A 21873-nucleotide genomic window follows, 5' to 3' on the forward strand; every position below is an offset into this window, starting at 1 on the left:
TGCTGGGACTACCAAAAAGGCGCACAAGCACCGGAGGTGCCTACGTGAACTGCATTTTCTGCGAGATCGTGTCCGGCCGTTCCGATGCCAGCGTCGTGTACGAGGACGAGAACGTGATGGCGTTCATGGACATCCGGCCGTGGACGTCCGGACATCTGCTGGTGGTCCCGAAGCGGCATGCGAGCGGGCTCGCCGACCTCGACCCGGGCGACGGCGCGGCGGTGTTCGCGGTGGGGCAGCGTCTCGCGACCGCGCTGCGGCACGGGCCGATGCGGGCTCAGGGCGTCAACCTGTTCCTGGCCGACGGGATCGCCGCCGGCCAGGAGGTCTTCCACGTCCACCTGCACGTCGTTCCGCGGACTGCCGGTGACGGGTTCGGGTTGCGCGGAATGCCGAAGTCGCCGAGCCGGATCGCGCTCGATCAGACGGCGGGGGTCATCCGGTCCTCCCTCTGAGGTGAGTGGCAAAGCGTGCGGGAGCACACTTTGCCGCTCACGTGGGGAGGGGGCCGTTCTCGTCGAAGCGTCGCTCGGTGATGTCGTAGGTGCCGTCCGCCCGGACCCGCAGCAGGGTCGACGCCCGCGTCCCGTACTCGCCGTGGCGGATGAACCGGGACGACAGGGCGCGTTCGAGTTCGGGTGCGACGCCCGTGTCGGGCAGCGCGTCCCACGGTGCCGGGTCGCTGTCGGCGAGCACGTCGAAGTACGCCCCCGGATCCGCGTCGGGGCTGCCGTCGTCCGCGGCGAGCGCGGCGGCGAACGCCTGTTTGCCGCCCGTCACCTTCGGCCACGGGGTGTCGAGTTCGGCGTTGGACAGGCCGTGGACGCCGGGTTCGACGCGCTGCCTGCGACCGTGGGGCCGGTTGGTGACCCACCACAGTTCCGCGGCGTCGCCGACGAGCAGGTTGAAGCTGCCGTACTCGGCGCCGGTCGCGGCCACCTGTTCGGCGTGGTCGGCGGGTGAGAGCAGGCCGCGGAGGTAGTCGACGGGCAGGTCTCCGCGGGACCGGGCCCCGGTCGCGGGGGCGCCGTCGCGGACGTTGGTGACGGCCGCGAACCGCAGGGCGTCGGAGATGCCCATCCACGTTCCGCCTGCGAGCAGATCGCGGCCCGCGACGAAGCCGTCCTCCCATCGGCGCAGCGGTTCGGTGGGGCGGGCGTAGAACTCGTCGCGGTTGGCCGCGACGACGAGGGGGAGATCGGGGCGGGTATGCCAGGCGAACAGAACCAGGCACATACGGACGTCTCCTCGTCACCCTCGGTTACACGGTTGCAGGCCCGAGCGTAGCCGCCCTCGTAATACCTCTGAAACAGAGCTATATTGTGGGTATGGCACAGAACGAGGCTCCCGACCACTCCGGGTTGGCGCCTGCCGAGCAACTCTTCGCCGCAATCGGATTGTTTCGCAGGCACACCCGCCGACGCGTCGGCCGGCCGTGGCCGGAGACGCCGCTGACCGGGTCGCAGGTGGAGTTGGTGCGACTGCTCCGCCGCAGGCCCGGGACCTCCGTCGCGGAGGCCGCGGCGGCACTGGGTCTCGCGGCGAACACCGTCTCCACCCTCGTGCGGCAACTCACGGACGCCGGGCTGATCGAACGGGTGCGGGACGAGTCCGACCGCCGCGTCGCCCGCCTGGCGCTCACCGGCGCGGCGCGGTCGCAGGTCGAGCGCTGGCGCGACCGCCGCAATCTCGAGGTCGCGGCCGCATTCGACGGACTGAGCGCCGAGGACAGGGCGGCCATCGAATCCGCCATTCCCGCCCTCATCCGCCTCGCCGGAGCGCTCCATCCGGATCGCGCCGAGGACAGCGATCAGGAGGTCGCCCGATGATATTTCGCAGGGAGAAGGCCGCCGCACGAGCGCGGCCGTCCCACCACGCGCTGGAACTGTCGCACGTGACCTACCGGTTCGGCGACTACACCGCGGTGAACGACCTGAGCCTCGTGATCGAGGCGGGCGAGTGTTTCGGCCTTCTCGGCCCGAACGGCGCGGGGAAGACCACGACGATCCGGCTGCTCAACACGCTTCTTCCGCTGCAGGACGGTGACGTCGGCATCTTCGGATACGACGTGCGCTCTCAGGCGATGTCCGTTCGACGGCTGCTGGGGTATGTGCCGCAGCAGTTGTCGATCGAAGGCGCGCTCACCGCCCGGGAGAACGTGTCCTGGTTCGCCCGCCTCTACGACGTCCCGCGGTCCGAACGCCGCGGCCGGGTGAACGAGGTGCTGGAGATGGTGGATCTCGCCGACGTCGCCGATCGGGTGGCGTCGAGTTTCTCCGGCGGCATGGTCCGGCGCCTCGAACTCGCGCAGGCGCTGGTCAACCGGCCGTCGCTGCTGGTGCTCGACGAACCGACGGTCGGGCTCGATCCGGTCGCGCGGGATTCGGTGTGGACCCGCGTCACCGAGATGCAGAAGCAGTACGGGATGACGGTGCTGCTCACCACCCACTACATGGAAGAGGCCGAGGCGCTGTGTGATCGGATCGCGCTGATGCACCGGGGCGAACTGCGCGCGGTCGGTTCGCCGGCCGGACTCGTCGCCGCACTCGGGCCGGACGCGACGCTCGACGACGTCTTCCGCCACTACACCGGTGACAGTCTCACCGCCGACGAGAAGGGAGGGCTCCGGGATGTCCGTAGCGCCCGCCGCACCGCGCGTCGTCTGGGGTGAACCGCCGACCCGGGGTGTGCTCCGGCTGATCTCGCGGATCGCCACGTTCTGTCTGGTCGAGTTGCAGAAACTCCGTCACGACCGAACGGAGTTGGTGACCCGTGCGATCCAGCCGATCCTGTGGCTCGTCATCTTCGGGGAGACGTTCAGCCGCATCCGTGCGATCCCGACCGGCGACGTCCCCTATCTGGACTACCTGGCGCCGGGCATCATCGCGCAGTCGGCGCTGTTCGTCGCGATCTTCTACGGCATCCAGATCATCTGGGAACGCGACGCCGGTGTCCTCACCAAATTGCTCGTGACACCCACTCCGCGTGCGGCTCTCGTGACGGGCAAGGCGTTCGCGGCCGGTGTCCGCGCGGTGGCCCAGGCCGTGGTCGTGGTGGTCGTGGCGGCGCTGCTCGGCGTCGCGATGACGTGGAACCCGCTGCGCCTCCTGGGCGTCGTCGTGGTGGTGGTGCTGGGAGCGGCGTTCTTCTCGTGCCTGTCGGTGGCGATCGCGGGGGTGGTGCTCAAACGTGACCGGCTGATGGGGATCGGGCAGGCGATCACCATGCCGCTGTTCTTCGCGTCGAACGCGCTGTATCCGGTGGAACTCATGCCGGGATGGGTCCAGGCGATCAGCCGGGTCAACCCGCTGAGCTACGAGGTGTCCGCGCTCAGGGGGCTGCTCATCGGCCAGCCGACCAACTACTGGCTCGATTTCGGGGTGCTCGTGGCAGCCGCGGTGCTCGGGATCGCCGTCGCGTCCGCGCTGCTGGGGAGACTGTCCCGGTAGCCGGCCGGGTCACGACGTGACGAACGTCTTCTCCAGTGCCCGGCGCAGTTCCGACTTGCTGATCTTGCCGATACCGGTGACCGGGAACTCGTCGACGAACACCACCTTGTCGGGCACCTTGTAGTCGGCGAGTCCGCGGCCGCGGACGAACTTCTTGAGTTCCACGGCCTTCGGCTGCTCGCCCTGGACGACGACGAACGCGCAACTGCGTTCGCCGAGGTACTGGTCGGGCATCGACACGACCGCGACGTCGGCGACGGCGGGGTGCACGAGCAGATGGTTCTCGACCTCTTCCGCGGCCACCTTCTCGCCGCCGCGGTTGATCTGGTCCTTCGCGCGGCCCTCGACGACGAGATAGCCGTCGTCGGTGAGGCGGACGATGTCGCCGGTGCGGTAGAAGCCGTCCTCGGTGAACGCCGTCGAATTGTGTTCGGGGGCCCGGTAGTACCCGCGGATGGTGTAGGGGCCGCGGGTGAGCAGATGACCGGACGTGCCGCTCGGGACGGGTTCGCCGTGGTCGTCGACGACCCGCACCTCGTCGTCGGGGCTGATCGGCCGGCCCTGGGTGGTGACGATCGTGTCTTCCGGGTCGTCGAGCCGGGTGTAGTTGACCAGTCCCTCGGCCATCCCGAAGACCTGCTGCAGCGTGCACTCGAGTTCGGGCCGCACCCGCTTGGCGGCCTCGGCGCTGAACTTCGCGCCACCGACCTGCAGCACCTCGAGACTCGAGATGTCCCGTTCCGAGCGGGCGGCGGCGGACAGCCACGCCAACGCGAGCGGCGGCACCAGCGACGCGATCGTGACGCCCTCCCGCTCGATGAGCGCGAACGCGGTGTCGGGACTCGGATCTGGTGCGAGCACCACGCGGCCACCGGCGTGCAGCACGCCGAGGATGCCGGGGGAGCTCATCGGGAAGTTGTGCGCCGCAGGGAGAACGACCAGCAGGCGGGTGTTCTCGTCGATGCCGCAGATGCGGTCCGACTCACGCACCGAGTACAGGTAGTCGGTGTGGGTGCGCGGGATCAGCTTCGACACCCCGGTCGTTCCGCCGGAGAGCTGCAGGAATGCCACGGATTCCGGACCTGCCGCCGGCTCGTCCGAGATCGGGTCCGCCGTGCGCAGTTCGTCGAGGGAGGTGAACTCCTCCGCGTCCCCGGCCACGAAGACTGTCGGCGGGTTCTCCGCCGACGCCACCACGTCGCGGGCGAGCGTGCGATAGTCGAAACCGGCGTGCGTGTCGGTGACGACGTAGGCCGCGGCGTCGGCGAAACTGCAGAAGTAGGAGATCTCCTGGGAGCGGTGCGCGGGCAACGCGAACACCGGCAGGGCGCCGAGCCGGAAGACCGCGAAGATCACCTCGACGTACTCGACGATGTTCGGCAGTTGCACCACCACCCGATCGCCGGGCTGCACCCCCGACGACTGCAGCCCGGCGGCGAGCCGGTCGGCGCGGTCGGACAGTTCCCGGTAGGTGAGGGCGCGGTCGGTCCCGGACGCGTCCGGTCCGGTCACGGCGATCGCGTCCCCGAATCGCTCCGCGCGGGCGCCCAGGAACTGCTGGAACGTCTCGTCCGTCCAGTACCCGGCGGCACGGTACCGTGCGACGAGTTCGGCGGGATAGCCGGTGGTGGTCTCCAGGGGAGCGCGAACGCTCGTGGTCATCGAAAGTCCTTTCACGGGCACGGCTGTTCGGGGCGGTCAGGCTTGGAGGGTAGCGCCGCCGTCGACGTAGAGCGCCTGCATGGTGATATGCCGCGCGCGATCCGACAGGAGGAACTCGACGGAGTCGGCGATGTCGGCGGCGTCGGCGATGCGACCCAGCGGGATGCCGACCTTGAACGAGCCCAGGTCGCCGTCGATCGCGCCGCGCGCCCCGGTGTCGTCGTCGGGGTCCGACCACAGTGACCGCTGCATCGCGGTGTCCGTCGAGCCGGGGGCGACGATGTTGGCGCGGATCCCGTATTCGGCCAGCTCGAGGCCGAGTACCCGGACGATCATCGCGACGGCGGCCTTGGACGCGCCGTACGCGCCCATCCCGGTGCGGGGGACGCCCGCGGCGTTGGAGCCGACCACGACGATGGAACCGGCTGAGCGGTCCCGCATTCCGGTGCCGACGGCCCGCAACACGTTGACGAGGCCGGTGACGTTGACGTCGAACACGCGCTGCCAGCTCGCGGGATCGGCGTCGAGCACCGACCCGGTTTCGAGTACCCCGGCCACGTGCGCGAGGGCGGTGACGGGACCGTGCTCGTCCTCGATCCGGCGAACCGTGTCCGTGACCGCGGCGGTGTCGCGGATGTCGGTGACGGCGGTGCCGAGCGGAGGGGCGTCGAGCAGTGCGGCGGTGGCGGCGAGGCCGTCGGCGTCCCGATCGAGCAGTACCAGGCGGTGACCGGACCGCGACAGGGTGACGGCGGTGGCCCGCCCGATGCCCTGCGCCGCCCCGACGACCAGTGTCGTGCCGCTCATCGGGGAAGTCCCAGTGCCGCGAGGACGGTGCCCAGTTTGGTTGTGGTCTCGGCGAGTTCGTCGTCCGGTTCGGACGCGGCGACGATGCCGCCGCCCGCGTACGCCGTGACGGTGGTGCCGTCGGCGTCGATCTGCGCGCACCGGATGGTGACCATCCATTCGCCGTCACCGTCGGCGTCGGCCCAGCCCACGGCGCCGGCGTAGAAGCCGCGGTCGCCCTCGAGTTCGCCGATCAGCGTACGCGCGGCGTCGGTGGGGGTGCCGCACACGGCCGGTGTCGGGTGCACGGCGACGGCGAGGTCCAGCGCGGTCACCGAGCGGTCCCGCAGCCGTCCCGCCACGGGTGTGCCGAGGTGCCACAGTTGCGGTGTGCTGGTGAGGGTGGGCCGGTCGGGGATGTCGAGTTCGGTGCAGAACGGTTCGAGGCTCGCGCGCAGCGCGTCGACGACGAGGGCGTGCTCACGCAGGTTCTTCTCCGAGGACGCGAGGTTCTCCGCTGTCTGCCGGTCGATCTCGGGGTCGGCGTGCCGGGGAGCCGAGCCGGCGAGAGGATGGCAGGTCACGGTGTCGCCGCGGCGGCGGATGAGTACCTCCGGGCTCGAGCCGACGAGGTGCCGTCCCGACCATCCGGTGCCCGCGGAGCCCAGGTCGACGCTGAAGCCGTTGCCGCCGAGGTCGTTCGCGACGAGCCGGGCGAGCAGCGTGTGCGGGTGCAACGGTTCTTCGGCGTGCAGGACGACCGATCGGGCGAGCACCACCTTGTGCAGTGCGGCCTCGGGTTCGCGCAGCACGTGGATCGCGGCGGCGACGCGGGCGAGGTGCTCGTCCTCCGGGGGGACCGACGCTCCGGCGCGCACGTGCGGAATCGTCTGCAGGCGAGGAGCCCAGCTTCCCGGGTGATGACGCAGCGTCTGCGGCGCGACCAGCGCGGCGGGGTGGGACGGGTCGAAGGCGAGTGCCCCGGCCACCGAGGTCACGGTGCCGCTCTTCAGGGCCGCGGCGGCGTCGCGGGCGGAGTCGAAACCGGTGCGGATGCCGTCGGCGATCACGGTGCCGTGCGGGCGGGAGAGGACGAACGGCGCGCCCGGCGGAAGGTCCGCCGAAGTCTCTGCGGACCCGGCAACGGCCGTCGACTGCATGTGCGATCACCTTTCGTAGTGGACAACTGCGGCGCGCGTCGCGATGCGTACCGTTACACCCCGACCATATACGGTTAGCCTAACCTTTGGCGGCTCACCTTCTCGGCCGGCGGTCCGAGACCGGGGCGTATTGCCCTGCAGTCCAGCGGTTTCGATCCTTCATGCGCGGGTGCGATTCGGTCCGCGACCGGATCGGAGTTCTCGACGTCAACGACTGGCCTAACATCGCATGCACACGTGGCATGGAGGGCAGGCTTCTGCAATGACCGAACGCAGGTTCTCGCTCGATCAGCGGATCGTCGCCGCCCTCCAGGTCGACGGGCGGTGCTCGTGGAGTCGGATCGCCCAGGCGCTCGGCGAACCCGAGCGGAACGTGACCCGGCACGGCATCGCGCTCCTCGAGTCCGGCCGGGTGGCCGTCACCGCCGTCGCGAACAGCGGCGGCACCGCGATCGTCCGTCTCCAGTGCTCCCCGGGAACGGTGCGGGTGGCGGCGAGCGCCCTCGCCCAGCGCAGTGACTGCATCTTCGTGTACATCCTCACCGGCACCGCCGACTGCGTGGCCGAGATCCACGTGTCGCGGGACCGCCTGCCGAAACTCGTCATGGACGAACTGCCCGCGACGATGGGCGTCGTCCGGAGCTGGACGGACCCCGTGCTGCGGTACTTCCGCACGGTCCGTGAATGGGAGGCCGGGGTGCTGACCCCCGCCGAGAAGGAATCGATCGGCGGGGTCGCGCCTCCGGCGTCGTTCCTCACCGACCTGGAACGCGGAACCCGGGATCCCATCGACCGCACCATCATCCGCGAACTCATGCAGAACGGGCGGGTGGGCACCACGGCCCTCGCCCGGACCGCGGGGGTGTCCGAGGCGACGGCGCGGCGACGCGTCCAGTCGCTGCTCACCGAGGGGGCGATCAGTCTCCGGGTGGTGGTGGATCCGGCACTGTTCGGGCTGCGGGCCGAGGCGATGCTGTTCATCAAGACCCAGCGCAACCGGATCGAACCGCTGGTGCGGGGAATGCTCGAGATGCCCTACGTGCGGTACGCCGCGGGCACGGCCGGCGAGTACCAGGTGGTCGCGAACATCGCCGCACCCGACGAGTCGGTGCTCTACGACTACATCACCACCGCCCCGTGGGTGGCGGACGCGCTGGCGCTGGAAACCAACATGGTGGTGCAGGCGGTCAAGCGCAGCGGCAGGGTGATGTGACGGATTTCGACATCAGACGGCCCCTCCGACGCGTCTGATTGCGATCTCCGACAGGTGGGTGGCCGATTTCGCCGAACCTCCCTCAGCGGTTGAGTGCTGTGATCCGCACCACGCATGCTTCCTCTACTCCCTGGATGGAAGAAGGAACAGCATGCAACGAGAAGCCATTCTCGGGGCGATCGAGGATTCGCCGCAGCGCCGCTGGCTGCTGCTCGTCCCGGTCGCCCCGGTGCTCGCGCTCGTCACCGCCGTGTGGCTGCCGTTTGTGAACACGGCCGATCTGTGGCTGGGCATGCCCCGGCTGCTCGTCTGGTGCTCGGCGTGGGTGCTCCTGCTGCTGCCCGCGCTGGCGGCGGTGGAGTTCGGCCTCGTCCGGCCGTTCGAGGACGGCCTCCGCCTCGAGGAAGCGAGTCTCCGATGACGAACTCGGCTCTGTGGATCACCCTGGCAGGCATGATCGGTCTCGCCGTGATCGCCGTCGGCGGACACCGGACACGCGCTCAGAGCCTGAGCGAGTGGACGGTCGGCAAGCGGAACTTCGGTGTGGTCACCAGCTTCTTCCTGCAGGCCGGTGAATCGTTCACCACGTTCACGTTCCTCGGCGTCGCCGGTATCGCGTTCACCGCGGGCATCGGCGCCACCTACGCCATCCCGTACATCCCGCTCGGCTACGTGGCCCTGTATTTCATCGGACCGCGGATCTGGAAGCTCAGCAAGGATCGCGGGTACATCACCCAGGCCGACTTCTTCGCCGACCGCTACCGCAGCCCGCTCCTCGGCCGGCTGGTCGCGTTGTGCGGCATCATCTTCCTGCTGCCGTATCTGCAGTTGCAGATCACCGGACTCGGCCTCATCGTCCGCCTCGTCACGGGCAGCGCGAGTTCGGGCACGCTGAGCATGATCGTCGCGACCGTCCTCGTCGTCGGGTTCGTGCTGTGGGCGGGCATCCACGGCCTGGCGCGCACCGCCTACGTCAAGGACGTCCTGATCCTGCTCGCCGTCGTGGTGCTGTCCATCGTGATCCCGCTGCACTTCGCCGGTGGCATCGGCGACGTGTTCGGCCAGATCGCGCAGACCCACAGCGAGATGCTGACCGTGAACCCCGGCGACTACGACAAGGTCTGGTGGACCACCAGCCTGCTCATCTCCGCGATCGGCTGCGGCTTCCTCACCACCCCGCACCTGTGGCCGCCGCTGCTCGCCGCGAAGAACGGCCGGGTGATCCGCTCCAACAACACTTTTCTGCCGATGTACCAGGTGGTCATGATCCTCCCGATCATGCTGGGTTTCGTCGGGATCCTCGCACTGAATCCGAACACCAGCAGCAACGCCGTCCTGCTCACGCTGGCCGGGGGAGCGCTGCCGAACTGGGCGCTCGGCCTGATCGCGATCGCCGCCGCCTCCGCCGCGATGCTGCCCGCCGGCGCCATCTGCATCGGCATCTCCACCCTGGCCTCGCACAACCTGGTGAAGATCGAGAGCGAGCGCACGAAGCTCCGGTTCAACCACCTCGTCGTGATCGCCGCCGCCACCATGGCTCTGGTGCTCGGCCTGACCCGCCCCGACCTGCTGGCCAATCTGCTGCTGCTCACGTTCGGCGGTCTCAGCCAGCTCGCCCCCGGCCTGGCGCTCGCCCTGCCCGAGAAGCCGCTGCTCGCCAAGCAATCCGTGTTCGCCGGTCTGCTCGTGGGAATGCTCACCGTCATCGTGATGACCGTGTTCGACCTCAACCTCGCCAACATCGACGCGGGCATCTGCGGCCTGGTCCTCAACCTCGCGGTGATCGCCGCGGTCGAGACCGTGGTTCGCCTCGCCCGTCCCCGCCCCCCGACCCCCGCGCCGTCGGAAGACCGTCCGGCCACCGCCCCGATCCTGGAGACCTCGAAATGACGCTCGACCACTACTCGACCGCGCGTGAGATGCTCACCGCACTCCGCAGCAGGGACATCTCGGCCCGCGAGCTACTCGCCCTGCACACGGACCGGATCGCACAGGTGAATCCGACGGTCAACGCGCTCGTCAGCCTCGACCTGGACCGCGCGCACGCCACCGCCGCCGCCGCCGACGCGCAGACGGCCGCCGGCGACCCTGTGGGTCCGCTGCACGGACTTCCGTTCGCATTCAAGGACACTCACGACGTCGCCGGATTCCCCACGGTCGCCGGTTCGCCCCTGCTCGTCGACAACGTGCCCCAGACCAGTGAGCTGATCGCCGAACGCGTCACCGCGGCCGGCGCCGTCACGATCGGCAAGACCAACGTTCCCGAGTTCGCCGCCGGATCGCACACGTTCAACCCCGTCTTCGGGACCACCACCAACCCGTACGACCCCACCAGGAGCGCGGGTGGCTCGAGCGGCGGCGCCGCAGCCGCACTGGGCGCGGGACTGATTCCGCTCGCCGACGGCAGCGACATGGGCGGTTCGCTGCGCAACCCGGCGTCGTTCTGCAACGTCGTCGGACTGCGCCCCACGCCCGGCCGCGTGCCGTGCTGGCCCAACAGCGCGCCCTGGGACGCGCTGGTGACGCAGGGGCCGATGGCCCGCAACGTCGACGACCTGGAACTGCTGCTGTCGGTGATCTCCGGACCCGACGCGCGGATCCGCAGCTCGCTCGGTGCCGATGCGCTCGCGCCCCGGCACGGTGTCGCCGGCCTGCAGGGTCTGCGTGTCGCGGTGTCCGCGGATCTGAACGGCCTCTTCCCGGTGGACGCGCCGGTCCGCGAGATCCACGACCGTCAGTCGTCGATCTTCGCCGCCGCGGGTGCGGTGGTGGCCGAGGACGCACCGTCGATTCCCGACGCCGAGTGGGTGTTCCGCACCCTGCGGGCGTGGCGGTTCAAGATCGACCTCGGTGACCGCGCCGACGCCACCCCCGAACTGCTGAAGCCGTCGCTGCTCGACAACATCCGGCAGGCGGACCGGCTCTCCGCAGACGACATCGCGAAAGCCATGGTGGCCCAGGCGGAGATCCAGGCTCGCGCCGTCGAATTCTTCTCCCGCCACGACGTCCTGGTGATGCCCGTGTCCCAGGTGCTGCCGTTCGACGCCGAACTCGAGTACCCGGCGGCGGTCGACGGCCGCCGCTGCGACGACTACCTCGACTGGATGACGTCGGCGCTGACCGTGACGGTGCTGGGGTGCCCCGCGATCTCCGTCCCCGCCGGGTTCAGCGCCGAGGGTCTGCCGGTCGGCGTGCAGATCGTCGCCGCCCCGGGCAACGACCTGTTCCTGCTCGACGTTGCCCGGGCCTACGAGCAGCTCAACCCGGTCGGAGCCGTTCGCCCGCACCTGCTCGAGACGGCAGCAGCGTCCATCCCGTCGTGAAGTCGTCGTCGCCGACCCGGTGGACGTGGATGAGGTTGGTGGATCCGACGGTGTGCGGGGGAGAGCCGGCCGCTCAGGAGAGTGGCCTGGCCGCAGGTGTCGGCGACCTCGACCACGGCCGTGTCGGGAGTCAGCCGAGGATCCGGATGAGAGAGGCGGCGGAGATGACCGTGGTGACACCGCCGAGCCGGGTCGAGATCTGGGCGAAGGGCATGAGGTTCATGCGTTGGGACGCAGACAGGATCGCAACGTCGCCGGTTCCGCCGAGGCCGCTGTGGCAGACGGTCACCAGGGACGCGTCGACCGGGTACATGCCGATCGCCTTGCCCACGTAGAACCCGACGAGCACCATCGAGAGCACCACGGCGGTGCAGGTGATCACGTATCCGATGGAGACGACATCGATGACATCGGCCAGCGGGACGTAGAGCATCCCGAGACCGATCATGACGGGGTAGATGAAGTATCCGGAGATGATCTTGTAGACGCCCCGGGCGCTGTCCTCGACGCTCTGCGGGAAGACGTTGAACAGCTTGCAGATCACCGAGATGAGGATGACGAGAACCGGTGCCGGCAGGTGGACGAAATGCTCGAGCAAGGTGCCCAGGACGAACAGACTGCAGATCGTCAGCACACCCATCGCGTAGTTGGGTGATGTGCTCGATTCGCGTTCGGCGGCCTCGTCCGAGGGGGCGAGCAGGTCGTCGGTGTCGCCGGTCTTGACCAGCTGGCCTCCGCCGTCGAGGTGGGGTTTGCGGTCACCGATCCGGCGTAGGACGCCGGCGCTGATGATGGCGACGATGTTGCCGATGATCGCGGCGGGGATGAGCTGCGAGATGTAGGTGGACGATTCGCCGCCCATCGCCGAGGCGTACGCCGCCGAGAGCGGGATGACTCCCTCGCCGATTCCGCCGCCGAGGATGGGGACGACGATGAAGAACAGCGCGCGGTGGAAGTCGTAGCCGAAGAGCATCGCAACGCCGATGCCGACCGAGACGGCGACGGCGGTGCCGACGAACAGCGGCGGGAAGATCTTGACGAGGCCGCCGATCATGACCTTGCGGCTCATGCCCAGGATGCTGCCGACCACCAGTGTGCAGATGACGAAATAGAGGAAGTTGGCTTCTTTCATCAATGAGTGCACGGCGTCGAGTGTGTTGTCGTTGAAGACCCCGAAGTAGACCAGGATGGACGGGGTCATCAGGCAGACGAGTGCGCCACCGCCGATCTTGGAGATGATCGGAAGTCGATTACCCAACGGTCCGAGCAGCATTCCCAATCCGACGATCACCGCGAGACCGCCGATCATGTTCTTGGGAATGGAGTTGAACAGGCCGGCGACCATCACAACGGCGGTCAGTGCGATGGGAATGATCAGCGGCACGCCGTCGAGCTTGGCTCGGCGGAAGGGTGAAGCAATCTCTGGTCGAGTCTCGATGCTCATGGGTTTTCCCCTCGGGGGGTGTGGCGGCCTCGCAAGCCGCAGGTGGAGGGAGCGGAGGTGGTCACGCTCGATGGGTGCGCAGGGCGCGGCCGGCGGGAATGCGTCAGGAACGGACCAGTCGGAGGCTGGTGTTGGTCTCGAACTGCCGGGTGACCGCTTCACCGAGCGAGACGGTGGTGGCGGAGCCGCCCATGTCGGGTGTGAGCGTGTTACCGCCGACCGCGAGGACGTCCTCGACAGCGGTCATGACGGCGGCGGCGGCCTCGGTCTCGCCGAGGTGCTCGAGCATCATGCTTGCGCTCCAGATCTGCCCGATCGGGTTGGCGATTCCCTTGCCCGCGATGTCGGGGGCCGACCCGTGGACCGGCTCGAACAGGCTCGGGAACTTGCGCTCGGGGTTGATGTTTCCGCTCGGGGCCACGCCGATGGTGCCGGTGCAGGCCGGGCCGAGGTCGGAGAGGATGTCCCCGAACAGGTTGCTGGCTACGACGACGTCGAACCAGTCCGGGTGCAGGACGAAGTTCGCGGTGAGGATGTCGATGTGGTACTTGTCCACCGCGACGTCCGCGAAGTTCTGGGCCATCGCTTCGACGCGCTGGTCCCAGTACGGCATCGAGATGGAGATGCCGTTGCTCTTCGTCGCGGAGGTCAGATGCTTCTTCGGCCGGGACTGGGCGAGATCGAAGGCGTACTTCAGGATTCGGTCCACACCGGTTCGCGTCATGACCGTTTCCTGGATGACGGTTTCGCGGTCGGTGCCTTCGAAGATCTTGCCGCCGATGCTCGAGTATTCGCCCTCGGTGTTTTCCCGCACGACGTAGAAGTCGACGTCACCGGGTTCGCGTCCGGCGAGCGGGCTGGTGATGCCGGGGAGGAGTTTGACCGGGCGCAGGCTCACGTACTGGTCGAAGTGGCGGCGGAACTGCAGCAGGCTTCCCCACAGGCTGATGTGGTCGGGGACGACGTCCGGCCAGCCGACGGCGCCGAAGAAGATCGAGTCGAAGCGGCTGAGCTGATCGAACCAGCCGTCGGGCAGCATCGTGCCCGTCGTGGTGTAGTAGTCGGCGCTCGCGTAGTCGAACTGCTCGTAGTCGAGTTGGAAGTCGAACGCCGACGCCGCGGCGTCGAGGACCCGCAGACCCTCGGGGACGACCTCCGTGCCGATTCCGTCGCCGGGAATGACTGCTATCCGATGCGTTGCGCCCATGATGCGTGTGCTCCTTACTGGGGTGAGAAAGTCTGGCACGCGGCGTATTCCGCGGAAAGCGGAGTGACCGGACTGCGCGATGCCAACTACTGTGGGACTGATCACAGCCTATTGGGCAACAATCGGATAGAAAAGCGGTGAATACGCAAGACAGTTTTTCCTCGAGGGAAAGAATGGACCTATGACAAGTGATGCATCGGCCGAGGACGTACTGTTCTTCGACGTCGTCGCGCGGTCGTCGAGCCTGACCGAAGCGGCCCGCGAGTTCGGCGTGTCGGTCTCGTCGGTGAGTAAGAGGCTGAGTCGAATCGAGAAGCGGCTAGGGGTCCGGTTGATCCAGCGAACGACTCGCCGGCTCACGCTCACCTCGGAGGGTGAGCGCTACGCGGCGGGGGCGGCGGTCATCGCCGCAGAAGTGACCGAACTCGAGGAATCGATCTCCGAGCAGCACGCCGAACTCGTCGGCCGCGTCCGGGTGCATGCCACTTTGGGCCTGGGCCGAGCGCACATAGCGCCGCTGGTCGGACAGTTCCTCGACGAGCATCCTCGTGTGCAGATCGAACTCGACCTCTCGCCGCTCCCGCTCAACATCGCCGGGACCACGTTCGACGTCGGCATCCGTGTCGGGTCGTTGCAGGACTCGAGGTTGACCGCCAAACGCCTGAGCCGGAACCGCCGCGTGGTGTGTGCCGCTCCGGGCTATCTCGAACGGCATGGAACGCCCACACAGCCCAAAGACCTCGAACACCACAACTGCATCGTGTTGCGTGAGAACGAAGGCGACTACGCACTGTGGCGGTTCGGGCCGGCGAACGACGAGATCGCCATTCGAGTGGCCGGAAACCTTCTGTGCAACGACGGGGACGTCACCACGCGCTGGTGCGTGGAAGGACACGGCTTGATCATGCGTTCCCTGTGGCACGTGGCTCCGCTTCTTCGTGAGGGGGCACTCGTGCAGGTGTTGTCCGACTTCCCCACGCCCTCCGCCGACATCAACGCGCTGTACTCCGCCACGTCGCACGTGCCCCGTCGTATCCGCGCTCTCGTCGACCATCTCGCCGCCGGACTGAGCGACCGGATCGAGCCGAGTCAGGAGTAGGTCTGGCCGATTTCGCGCCCGATGTGGCTGATCTCGATTCCGGACAGGTGCGCTGCGCGGGCGGAGTCGATCGTCGCGACGTCGGGAAGGGTTCGCCCGCACGCCCGCAGGGTCGTCCCGAGGTGTCGGAAAAGGTGAACCCGAGGGCGGCGAGCATCCCGAGAGGACGTTGCCTGCTCGTGATGCCCGCCGAGGCGAGTCCGGCCGAGAGATGTTCCGCGACATCGGCCGCGGAGAGCGAGCCCTGGAATTTGTCCGGGACAACCAGAACCCTCATCGGCCTTCCTCTCTCGTGTGCAGTGCGACTGCGGTTATCGCTGTGCGGAGTGCGCGGGCGCCGCCGCGGGATCGAGCCGTTCGTGGTCGATGCGTTCCGGTCGTGGTTCCTGTTCAAGCACCTCCAGGTCGAAGTCGTTCTCGACCTCACCCTCGGGTGCGGGAAGGACCTCGCCGGCGAAGACGCGGCGGGCGCGGTCGACGTCGAGTTCGTGGTTCCATTTGGCGACGAACAGGGTGGCGACGGCGTTGCCGATGAAGTTCACCAGGGCGCGGCATTCGGACATGAACTTGTCGATGCCGAAGATGAGCATGATGCCGGCCGCGGGGATGGTGCCGAGGGTGCTCAACGTGGCTGTCAGGGCGATGAATCCGCCGCCGGCGACACCTGCGGCGCCCTTCGAGGTCAGCAGCATGACCCCGAGCAGGCCGAGTTGCTGAGGGATCGACAGGTCGGTGTTGGTGGCCTGGGCGATGTACAGCGCGGCGAGGGAGAGATAGATGGCGGCGCCGTCGAGGTTGAAACTGTAGCCGGTGGGCACGACGAGACCCACTGTGGGCTTCTTGACTCCGGCGTACTCCAGTTTGCGCATCAAACCGGGCAGCGCGGGCTCGGCGGTGGAGGTGCCGAGAATGAGCAGCAGTTCTTCCTTGAAGAAGCCGAGCATGCGGAAGATGTTGAGCCGCAAATACGCCATGACGGATCCGAGGACCACGACGACGAAGAACGCGGAGGTGGCGTAGAACAGCAGGATCAGGCTGCCGAGGCTGGTGAGGGTGGAGACACCGTACTTGCCGATGGCGAAGGCCATGGCGCCGAACGCGCCGAGCGGTGCGAGTTTCATGATGAAACTCAGGACCTTGAACACCACTGCGGTGAGGCGTTCGACGGCGTCCCGGATCGGCGCGGCGATCTGTCCCACCGCGTTGATGGCCACACCGAAGATGACGGCGAGGAAGATGACCTGCAGGATGTCGCCCTCGACGAACGGTCCGAACACGCTGTCCGGGACCAGGTGGGTGATGAACTCCCACCACTCCTTCTCCTCGCCGGCCTTGATGAGTTTGCCGGCGGATTCGGTGGTTTCGAGGGAGGATGCGTCGGCATTCACCCCGTCCCCGAGGCGGAAGAGGTTGATCGCGACGAGTCCGGTCAGCAGCGCGAGGATCGTTCCGACCTGGAAGTAGGTCAGCGCCTTGATTCCGGTCAGCCCGACCTTCTTCAGATCCGCGACACTCGCGATCCCGCCGACGATCGTCAGGAACACGATCGGGCAGATCAGCATCTTCATCGCCGTGATGAAGGTGGTGCCGATCGGCTCCATCGCCTCGCCGGTGTCGGGCCAGAGCCACCCGACGAGGATGCCGAGCACGATCGCGATCAGGACCCAGAAGTACAGTTGCCTGTACCAGGGTTTCTTCACCGTCGCCGGCGGGTAACTCGCTGCGCTGCTGAGTGTTTCCATGACATTCACCTCGGGTGAGAGTGTTCAGGTATGAAGACGGGGTGGCCGAGAGTTACCGACCGTTCGAGCAGTGACGACCCGACCCGGCAGATCATGCCGAGTCGGGCCGGCGGTGTGTGGGTCGGTCAGGCAGGGGTCAGTGCGGTCTGCAGGGCGTGCACGATCGCTTCGGTGACGGCCGCGGTGTCCGACGAGCCGCCGATGTCGCGGGTCAGTGCGCCGCTCGCGGTGGCGGCCTCGATGGCGGCTTCGACGCGGCGGGCCTCGTCGTGCAGGCCGAAGTGGTCGAGCATCAGGGCGGCGCTGGCGATCGCGCCGATCGGGTTGCTGATGCCCTGGCCCGCGATGTCGGGGGCGGAACCGTGGACGGGTTCGAACATGCTGGGGAAGCGGCGCTCCGGGTTGAGGTTCGCGCTCGCCGCAACCCCGAGGCTTCCCGCGAGCGCGGAGCCGAGGTCGGAGAGGATGTCGGCGTTGAGGTTCGACGCCACCACCACGGACAGGTCCTCCGGGTGCAGGATGAACTTCGCGCTCATCGCGTCGACGAGGACGCTTTCGGTCGCGACGTCCGGGTAGTCGAGGGAAACGCGCTTGAAGACGTCGTCCCACAGGACCATGCCGTACTGCTGGGCGTTGGACTTGGTGACGCTGGAGACCTTCTTCACCGTGCGGGTGCGGGCCAGGTCGAACGCGAAGCGCATGATGCGCTCGCATCCCTTCTCGGTGAACAGCGCGGTCTGCAGGGCGACCTCGTTGCCCGGTCCGCGGCCGCTGAGGTTACGTCCGCCGAGGCCGGCGTATTCGCCTTCGCTGTTCTCCCGGACGACGACCCAGTCGAGTTCGGTGTCGTCCGCCTTGCGCAGCGGGGACTGCACGCCGGTGAGGAACTTCACCGGTCGCACGTTCGCCCACTGGTCGAAGTTCTGGGTGATGTTGAGCCGCAGCCCCCAGAGGCTGATGTGATCGGGGACGTTCTCCCAGCCGACCGCACCGAAGTAGATGGCGTCGAAGGCCTTCAGGGTGTCGAGGCCGTCGTCGGCCATCATCTTCCCGGTCTGCTCGTAGTACCCGCAGCCCCAGGGGAACTCTTCCCACTCGAAGGCGAAACGCCCACCGGACTGTTCTGCGAGGACGTCGAGCACGCGCCGTCCGGCAGCGACGACCTCCTTGCCGACGCCGTCGGCGGGGATCGATGCAATCTTGAACGTCTGCGGTGCCATGTCGTTGCCTCCATCGTGTTGTGCTCGTCACAGTGTGTGATGCATTCATTAACCCGTCACACTCGCGCAGCGTCCATGACCAAGAAGTGATTCGGCTTATAGGTTTCACCTAATCGGCGGCTGTTTCCGCAGGTAGAGTGAGTGGCCCGGACAGCGGTTCGGCGCGACGTGAACGGAAACGAGGTGAGCCGGTGGACGCGCGGCAGTTGCGGTACTTCCTGGCGGTGGTCGATCAGGGTGGCATCAACCGCGCGGCGGAAACACTGCTGATCGCGCAGCCGTCGCTCTCGCAGTCGATATCCGCGCTCGAACGGGAACTCGGGGTGCCGCTCTTCCACCGCGTCGGCCGCAGGCTGGTACTCAGCGACGCCGGCGAAACACTCGTCGGCCCGGCCCGTGTGGTGCTGCGCGACCTCGAGGACGCGAAGGCGTCCGTCGATGCGCTGAAGGGGCTGCGCGCCGGCCGCGTCGACCTGATCACGATGCCGTCACCCGGGATCGAACCCCTCACCACGATCCTCACCAGTTTCAGCCGCACCTATCCGTCGGTCACCGTCAACGCCGAGGCGGCGTTCACACCCGAGGAGGTTCTGCACGCCGTGCGCACCGGCGTCTGCGAGGTCGGGATCCTCGGTTCCCCCGCCGCGGTGCGCGCCCCCGAACTCGACGTCGTCGCGCTGGAAAGCCAGCCGCTGATCCTCATCTCCGGGCCGGGCGCCGAAACGCCGGAGCGCCCGGAGATTCGGAGATCGGAACTGTCCGGATTCCGGTTGATCGTGTCGCAGCGGGGGTCGTTGATGCGGACCCTCGTCGACGAGGTGCTCGCCAGCGGCGTCGCGGCCACCATCGTCGCCGAGGTCGCGCACCGCACGTCGATCCTGCCGATGGTGCTCAGCGGATTCGGCCAGGCCGTCATGCCGTCGTCCTGGGCGCCGTCGGCCCGGCAGGCGGGCGCCACCGTGCACCGCATCGTCCCCGAGTCCTACCTCCACGTCGCCGCCGTCTGCCGGCAGAGCCACCTCACGCCACCCGCGCGGACGCTCATGGACGAGGCGCGACAGTACGCGGCGCGAACACCCTCTGCGTGGGAAGTGCCCGCGACGGAGCGCACACGTGATGGATACTGAAAGGGGACGCCCGGAAATGGCGAGGTGGTGGCGATGGCACTCCACGAGAGGGACTCGGCAGAATCTGCGGATCCTGCGAGCGGGCGCCGACGTTGGCTGGCCCGGGCCGCCTACCTGGCGATCTTCGCCTCGGTTGCCGTGCTGCTGGTGTTCGCCGGATTGCACACCCTGACGCTGCTGATCGTGGCCGTCGGCGCTGCGGTGGTGGAGGTCGCGGCGCTGTTCTGGTTCCTCACGAGCCGCGGCGCGCTCCGCTGGGTATCGCTGGTCGTGCTCATTCTGACTCCGATCGTCGTGCTCTGGCTTCTGGTCAGCGCCCGGCTGTTGTGGGTGGTGTTGCTCGCCGCGGCGCTCGCCGCGCTCGCCGTCGTGTGCGCCCGCGCCGCCCTCGGCCGGGATCGCTCGGACTGGGTGATGCCCGAGCATCCGGCCGTGCCGCCGAAACGCGCCTTCCTGGTGATGAATCCGCACTCGGGTGGCGGGAAGGTCGGGAAGTTCGATCTGAAGAAACGAGCCGAGGCACTCGGCGCCGAGGTGGCCCTGCTCGAAGGACCGGGGACGGTGGACGTCGAAGCACTGGCCAGGGACGCGGTGGCACGCGGCGCCGACCTGCTCGGCGTGGCCGGCGGCGACGGCACACAGGCGCTGGTCGCCGGCATCGCCGCCGAGCACGACCTCCCGTTCCTGGTGATCAGCGCGGGCACCCGCAACCACTTCGCGTTGGATCTCGGATTGGACCGTGAGGATCCGTCCCGCTGCCTCGACGCGCTGACGGACGGGATCGAACTGCGCATCGACCTCGGCAAGGTCGGCGAACGAACCTTCGTCAACAATGCCTCGTTCGGCGCCTACGCCGAGGTGGTACAGAGCCCCGCCTATCGGGACGACAAGACCGGCACGACCCTGCGGATGCTTCCCGATCTGATCGAGGGGCAGCGCGGGGCACGCCTCCTCGCCCGGTTAGGGGACAGGAAGGTCGAGGGACCCCAGGCCGTTCTGGTGAGCAACGGGCCGTACGAGATCTACGATCTGGCCGGTCTCGGACGCCGCCCGCGACTCGACCGCGGCACCCTCGGCGTGGTGACGATCTCGGTGAGCAGCACCCGGCAGGCCGTGGCTCTGCTTCGTCGTGCGCGCCAGGAGGGGCTGATCCAGCATTCCGGTCGCGAGGTCGTCATCACCGCAGACGCGCCCTCGATTCCCGCCGGGATCGACGGCGAAGCCCTCGTGATCCCGACGCCCGTACGGTGCACCGTCACGCCCGGGGCGCTGCGGGTACGGGTTCCACGCAACCGTCCCGGTGTCCGCCCGCCGGCCCGGCCGGTGGACTGGGTCCGGCTCCGCCGACTGGCATTCGGGGGCTCGAATTCTGCCTGACGAAGAACCGGTCGGCGGCGGACGTCAGTAACCCGCGTCGAAGTCGAACTCGTTGATCAGGGCGGCGTCACCCGACAGGTAGCGTCCGAGATTCTCGACGAACAGATCGGCGATCTTCCCGTTCTCCGACGGCACGTTGGATGCGCTGTGCGGGCTGAGGATGACGTTGTCGGCCGTCCACAGCGGCGAGTCCTCCCGCAGCGGTTCGGTGGACGTGACGTCCAGGACCGCCCCGCCGAGGCGCCCTGCCGACAGTGCTTCCGCGAGGGCGTCTTCGTCGATGATCGGCCCCCGGCCGAGGTTGACGACCAGTGCGCCCTCGGGGAGGGCGGCGAGTTCCAGCTGTCCGATCAGGCCGCGCGTGTGCTCGGTGAGGGCACAGGAGATCACGAGAATGTCTGCGGTGGGCAGATGCTCGGCGATCCGGTCGGTGGTGGTCATGACGTCGAAGGGTCCGCCGGCGGGTCGCGGCGTGCGGGCGACGCCGGTGGCGGTGACGGCGAAGCAGCGGAGCAGTTCCGCTGTGCGCGAGCCGATCTTGCCTGCGCCCACGATCAGCGCGTGACGTCCCGCGAGTTCTGTCGTCGCCTGTTTGCGCCACGTCCGGTCGCGCCGGTCGGCGATGAGCCGGGGGAGTCCGCGCGCGAAATGCAGAATGCCGGCGAGCGCGAACTCCGCCAGGGGATCGGCGTGGACGCCCGCGGCGGTCGTCACCGTCAGTGGGGCGTGCGACAGCCCGAATTTCTCGATGAGCTGTCCGGCGCCCGCGGACGTCGCCTGAATCCAGTGCAGATTCGGCGACTGTTCGAGCGTGCGTTCGGGGTGGCGCCAGTCGAAATCGAACATGATGTCGGCGGTCCGCAGCATCGACGTCCACCGGTCGTGCTCGCCGGCCGTCAGTTCGCGCGGCACCCCGACGTGATCGCTGTGCCACCGGGGCCGGGGGAGCAGTTCGGGGGCGTACGACACCCGGATCCGCGGGTCGCTGCCTGCGATCCTGTCGACCAGGTCCTGCTCGAGATACGACGCGACGAGCACGTCGACGCACGGGTCGGGCACGGTGT

The 21873-nt window shown here is 68.2% G+C and carries 20 protein-coding genes; 11 read left to right on the plus strand and 9 right to left on the minus strand.

Going from position 1 to position 21873, the window contains the following annotated elements; all coding sequences use genetic code 11:
• The first annotated feature begins 44 nt into the window (after positions 1-44).
• Entirely contained in the window at positions 45-455 is a 411-nt protein-coding gene (locus JWS14_RS26455; protein ID WP_095863278.1) for an HIT family protein, read from the plus strand.
• Positions 456-492: 37 nt separating this feature from the next.
• Here the strand turns inward: JWS14_RS26455 and JWS14_RS26460 are convergent, their stop codons facing one another.
• Positions 493-1236 (minus strand): NRDE family protein, encoded by a 744-nt coding sequence (locus JWS14_RS26460; RefSeq protein WP_206014756.1) that lies wholly within the window; start codon positions 1234-1236, stop codon positions 493-495.
• A gap of 92 nt (positions 1237-1328) precedes the next feature.
• Between JWS14_RS26460 and JWS14_RS26465 the strand changes: the two genes are divergently transcribed.
• The 3 genes from JWS14_RS26465 to JWS14_RS26475 are packed head-to-tail and all read left to right on the plus strand — an operon-like array spanning position 1329 to position 3449.
• Positions 1329-1829: a MarR family winged helix-turn-helix transcriptional regulator gene (locus JWS14_RS26465; RefSeq protein WP_206014757.1), complete on the plus strand. Its 501-nt coding sequence runs from the start codon at positions 1329-1331 to the stop codon at positions 1827-1829.
• Positions 1826-2671: an ABC transporter ATP-binding protein gene (locus JWS14_RS26470; protein ID WP_206014758.1), complete on the plus strand. Its 846-nt coding sequence runs from the start codon at positions 1826-1828 to the stop codon at positions 2669-2671. Before JWS14_RS26465 ends, JWS14_RS26470 begins: the two co-directional genes overlap by 4 nt.
• A complete protein-coding gene (locus JWS14_RS26475) occupies positions 2631-3449 on the plus strand; it encodes an ABC transporter permease (RefSeq protein WP_072942946.1) in 819 nt (272 codons plus the stop codon). The genes JWS14_RS26470 and JWS14_RS26475 overlap by 41 nt, the downstream gene beginning before the upstream one ends.
• A 9-nt stretch (positions 3450-3458) precedes the next feature.
• On the opposite strand, the gene JWS14_RS26480 is transcribed toward JWS14_RS26475, so the two are convergent.
• Genes JWS14_RS26480 through JWS14_RS26490 form a run of 3 tightly spaced genes read right to left on the minus strand, consistent with a single transcriptional unit; the run spans position 3459 to position 7057 of the window.
• Entirely contained in the window at positions 3459-5111 is a 1653-nt protein-coding gene (locus JWS14_RS26480) for a (2,3-dihydroxybenzoyl)adenylate synthase (protein WP_206014759.1), read from the minus strand.
• 36 nt (positions 5112-5147) lie between these two features.
• Positions 5148-5918 carry an SDR family oxidoreductase gene (locus JWS14_RS26485; protein ID WP_072942950.1) on the minus strand — a complete coding sequence of 257 codons (771 nt, stop codon included), beginning with the start codon at positions 5916-5918 and terminating at the stop codon, positions 5148-5150.
• Positions 5915-7057, minus strand: coding sequence for an isochorismate synthase (locus tag JWS14_RS26490; protein ID WP_206014760.1), 1143 nt, complete (start codon positions 7055-7057; stop codon positions 5915-5917). The genes JWS14_RS26485 and JWS14_RS26490 overlap by 4 nt, the downstream gene beginning before the upstream one ends.
• 262 nt (positions 7058-7319) lie before the next feature.
• Between JWS14_RS26490 and JWS14_RS26495 the strand changes: the two genes are divergently transcribed.
• The 4 genes from JWS14_RS26495 to JWS14_RS26510 all read left to right on the plus strand — a co-directional run bounded on the left by JWS14_RS26495 (position 7320) and on the right by JWS14_RS26510 (position 11593).
• Entirely contained in the window at positions 7320-8270 is a 951-nt protein-coding gene (locus JWS14_RS26495) for an Lrp/AsnC family transcriptional regulator (protein ID WP_072942954.1), read from the plus strand.
• A gap of 151 nt (positions 8271-8421) precedes the next feature.
• Positions 8422-8691 carry a hypothetical protein gene (locus tag JWS14_RS26500; RefSeq protein ID WP_072942956.1) on the plus strand — a complete coding sequence of 90 codons (270 nt, stop codon included), beginning with the start codon at positions 8422-8424 and terminating at the stop codon, positions 8689-8691.
• Positions 8688-10160, plus strand: coding sequence for a sodium:solute symporter family protein (locus tag JWS14_RS26505; protein ID WP_206014761.1), 1473 nt, complete (start codon positions 8688-8690; stop codon positions 10158-10160). The genes JWS14_RS26500 and JWS14_RS26505 overlap by 4 nt, the downstream gene beginning before the upstream one ends.
• Positions 10157-11593, plus strand: a complete 1437-nt coding sequence (locus JWS14_RS26510; RefSeq protein WP_206014762.1) for an amidase family protein — start codon at positions 10157-10159, stop codon at positions 11591-11593. The genes JWS14_RS26505 and JWS14_RS26510 overlap by 4 nt, the downstream gene beginning before the upstream one ends.
• 130 nt (positions 11594-11723) lie before the next feature.
• On the opposite strand, the gene JWS14_RS26515 is transcribed toward JWS14_RS26510, so the two are convergent.
• Positions 11724-13037, minus strand: a complete 1314-nt coding sequence (locus JWS14_RS26515) for a 2-hydroxycarboxylate transporter family protein (RefSeq protein WP_206014763.1) — start codon at positions 13035-13037, stop codon at positions 11724-11726.
• Positions 13038-13140: 103 nt separating this feature from the next.
• The gene (locus JWS14_RS26520; protein ID WP_095863288.1) at positions 13141-14244 is read right to left on the minus strand and encodes a tartrate dehydrogenase; all 1104 of its coding nucleotides are present in this window, start codon (positions 14242-14244) and stop codon (positions 13141-13143) included.
• A 181-nt stretch (positions 14245-14425) separates the two neighbouring features.
• On the opposite strand from JWS14_RS26520, the gene JWS14_RS26525 reads away from it, so the two are divergent.
• Positions 14426-15343, plus strand: a complete 918-nt coding sequence (locus JWS14_RS26525) for a LysR family transcriptional regulator (protein WP_072942964.1) — start codon at positions 14426-14428, stop codon at positions 15341-15343.
• A gap of 311 nt (positions 15344-15654) precedes the next feature.
• Here the strand turns inward: JWS14_RS26525 and dctA are convergent, their stop codons facing one another.
• Together dctA and JWS14_RS26535 are read right to left on the minus strand one after the other, a co-directional pair.
• A complete protein-coding gene (gene dctA / locus JWS14_RS26530) occupies positions 15655-17085 on the minus strand; it encodes a C4-dicarboxylate transporter DctA (protein ID WP_206014764.1) in 1431 nt (476 codons plus the stop codon).
• A 125-nt stretch (positions 17086-17210) separates the two neighbouring features.
• Positions 17211-18305: a tartrate dehydrogenase gene (locus tag JWS14_RS26535; RefSeq protein WP_206014765.1), complete on the minus strand. Its 1095-nt coding sequence runs from the start codon at positions 18303-18305 to the stop codon at positions 17211-17213.
• A gap of 191 nt (positions 18306-18496) precedes the next feature.
• On the opposite strand from JWS14_RS26535, the gene JWS14_RS26540 reads away from it, so the two are divergent.
• The gene (locus JWS14_RS26540; protein WP_072942969.1) at positions 18497-19432 is read left to right on the plus strand and encodes a LysR family transcriptional regulator; all 936 of its coding nucleotides are present in this window, start codon (positions 18497-18499) and stop codon (positions 19430-19432) included.
• Positions 19433-19465: 33 nt separating this feature from the next.
• Positions 19466-20809, plus strand: coding sequence for a diacylglycerol/lipid kinase family protein (locus tag JWS14_RS26545; protein WP_206014766.1), 1344 nt, complete (start codon positions 19466-19468; stop codon positions 20807-20809).
• A 24-nt stretch (positions 20810-20833) separates the two neighbouring features.
• On the opposite strand, the gene JWS14_RS26550 is transcribed toward JWS14_RS26545, so the two are convergent.
• Positions 20834-21868 (minus strand): D-2-hydroxyacid dehydrogenase, encoded by a 1035-nt coding sequence (locus tag JWS14_RS26550; protein ID WP_206014767.1) that lies wholly within the window; start codon positions 21866-21868, stop codon positions 20834-20836.
• Positions 21869-21873 lie beyond the last annotated feature (5 nt).

It is taken from the genome of Rhodococcus koreensis (genome assembly GCF_017068375.1).
In the GTDB taxonomy this organism is placed as follows: Bacteria; Actinomycetota; Actinomycetes; order Mycobacteriales; family Mycobacteriaceae; genus Rhodococcus_F; species Rhodococcus_F koreensis.

Bases quoted from the DNA above. Each gene is read 5' to 3' on its own strand.
- JWS14_RS26490 (WP_206014760.1), bottom strand. From the start codon at position 7,057: ATGCAGTCGACGGCCGTTGCCGGGTCCGCAGAGACTTCGGCGGACCTT.
- JWS14_RS26515 (WP_206014763.1), bottom strand. From the start codon at position 13,037: ATGAGCATCGAGACTCGACCAGAGATTGCTTCACCCTTCCGCCGAGCC.
- JWS14_RS26505 (WP_206014761.1), top strand. From the start codon at position 8,688: ATGACGAACTCGGCTCTGTGGATCACCCTGGCAGGCATGATCGGTCTC.
- JWS14_RS26500 (WP_072942956.1), top strand. From the start codon at position 8,422: ATGCAACGAGAAGCCATTCTCGGGGCGATCGAGGATTCGCCGCAGCGC.
- JWS14_RS26480 (WP_206014759.1), bottom strand. From the start codon at position 5,111: ATGACCACGAGCGTTCGCGCTCCCCTGGAGACCACCACCGGCTATCCC.
- JWS14_RS26495 (WP_072942954.1), top strand. From the start codon at position 7,320: ATGACCGAACGCAGGTTCTCGCTCGATCAGCGGATCGTCGCCGCCCTC.
- JWS14_RS26545 (WP_206014766.1), top strand. From the start codon at position 19,466: ATGGCACTCCACGAGAGGGACTCGGCAGAATCTGCGGATCCTGCGAGC.
- JWS14_RS26475 (WP_072942946.1), top strand. From the start codon at position 2,631: ATGTCCGTAGCGCCCGCCGCACCGCGCGTCGTCTGGGGTGAACCGCCG.
- JWS14_RS26470 (WP_206014758.1), top strand. From the start codon at position 1,826: ATGATATTTCGCAGGGAGAAGGCCGCCGCACGAGCGCGGCCGTCCCAC.
- JWS14_RS26460 (WP_206014756.1), bottom strand. From the start codon at position 1,236: ATGTGCCTGGTTCTGTTCGCCTGGCATACCCGCCCCGATCTCCCCCTC.
- JWS14_RS26535 (WP_206014765.1), bottom strand. From the start codon at position 18,305: ATGGCACCGCAGACGTTCAAGATTGCATCGATCCCCGCCGACGGCGTC.
- JWS14_RS26525 (WP_072942964.1), top strand. From the start codon at position 14,426: ATGACAAGTGATGCATCGGCCGAGGACGTACTGTTCTTCGACGTCGTC.
- JWS14_RS26520 (WP_095863288.1), bottom strand. From the start codon at position 14,244: ATGGGCGCAACGCATCGGATAGCAGTCATTCCCGGCGACGGAATCGGC.
- JWS14_RS26510 (WP_206014762.1), top strand. From the start codon at position 10,157: ATGACGCTCGACCACTACTCGACCGCGCGTGAGATGCTCACCGCACTC.
- dctA (WP_206014764.1), bottom strand. From the start codon at position 17,085: ATGGAAACACTCAGCAGCGCAGCGAGTTACCCGCCGGCGACGGTGAAG.
- JWS14_RS26485 (WP_072942950.1), bottom strand. From the start codon at position 5,918: ATGAGCGGCACGACACTGGTCGTCGGGGCGGCGCAGGGCATCGGGCGG.
- JWS14_RS26465 (WP_206014757.1), top strand. From the start codon at position 1,329: ATGGCACAGAACGAGGCTCCCGACCACTCCGGGTTGGCGCCTGCCGAG.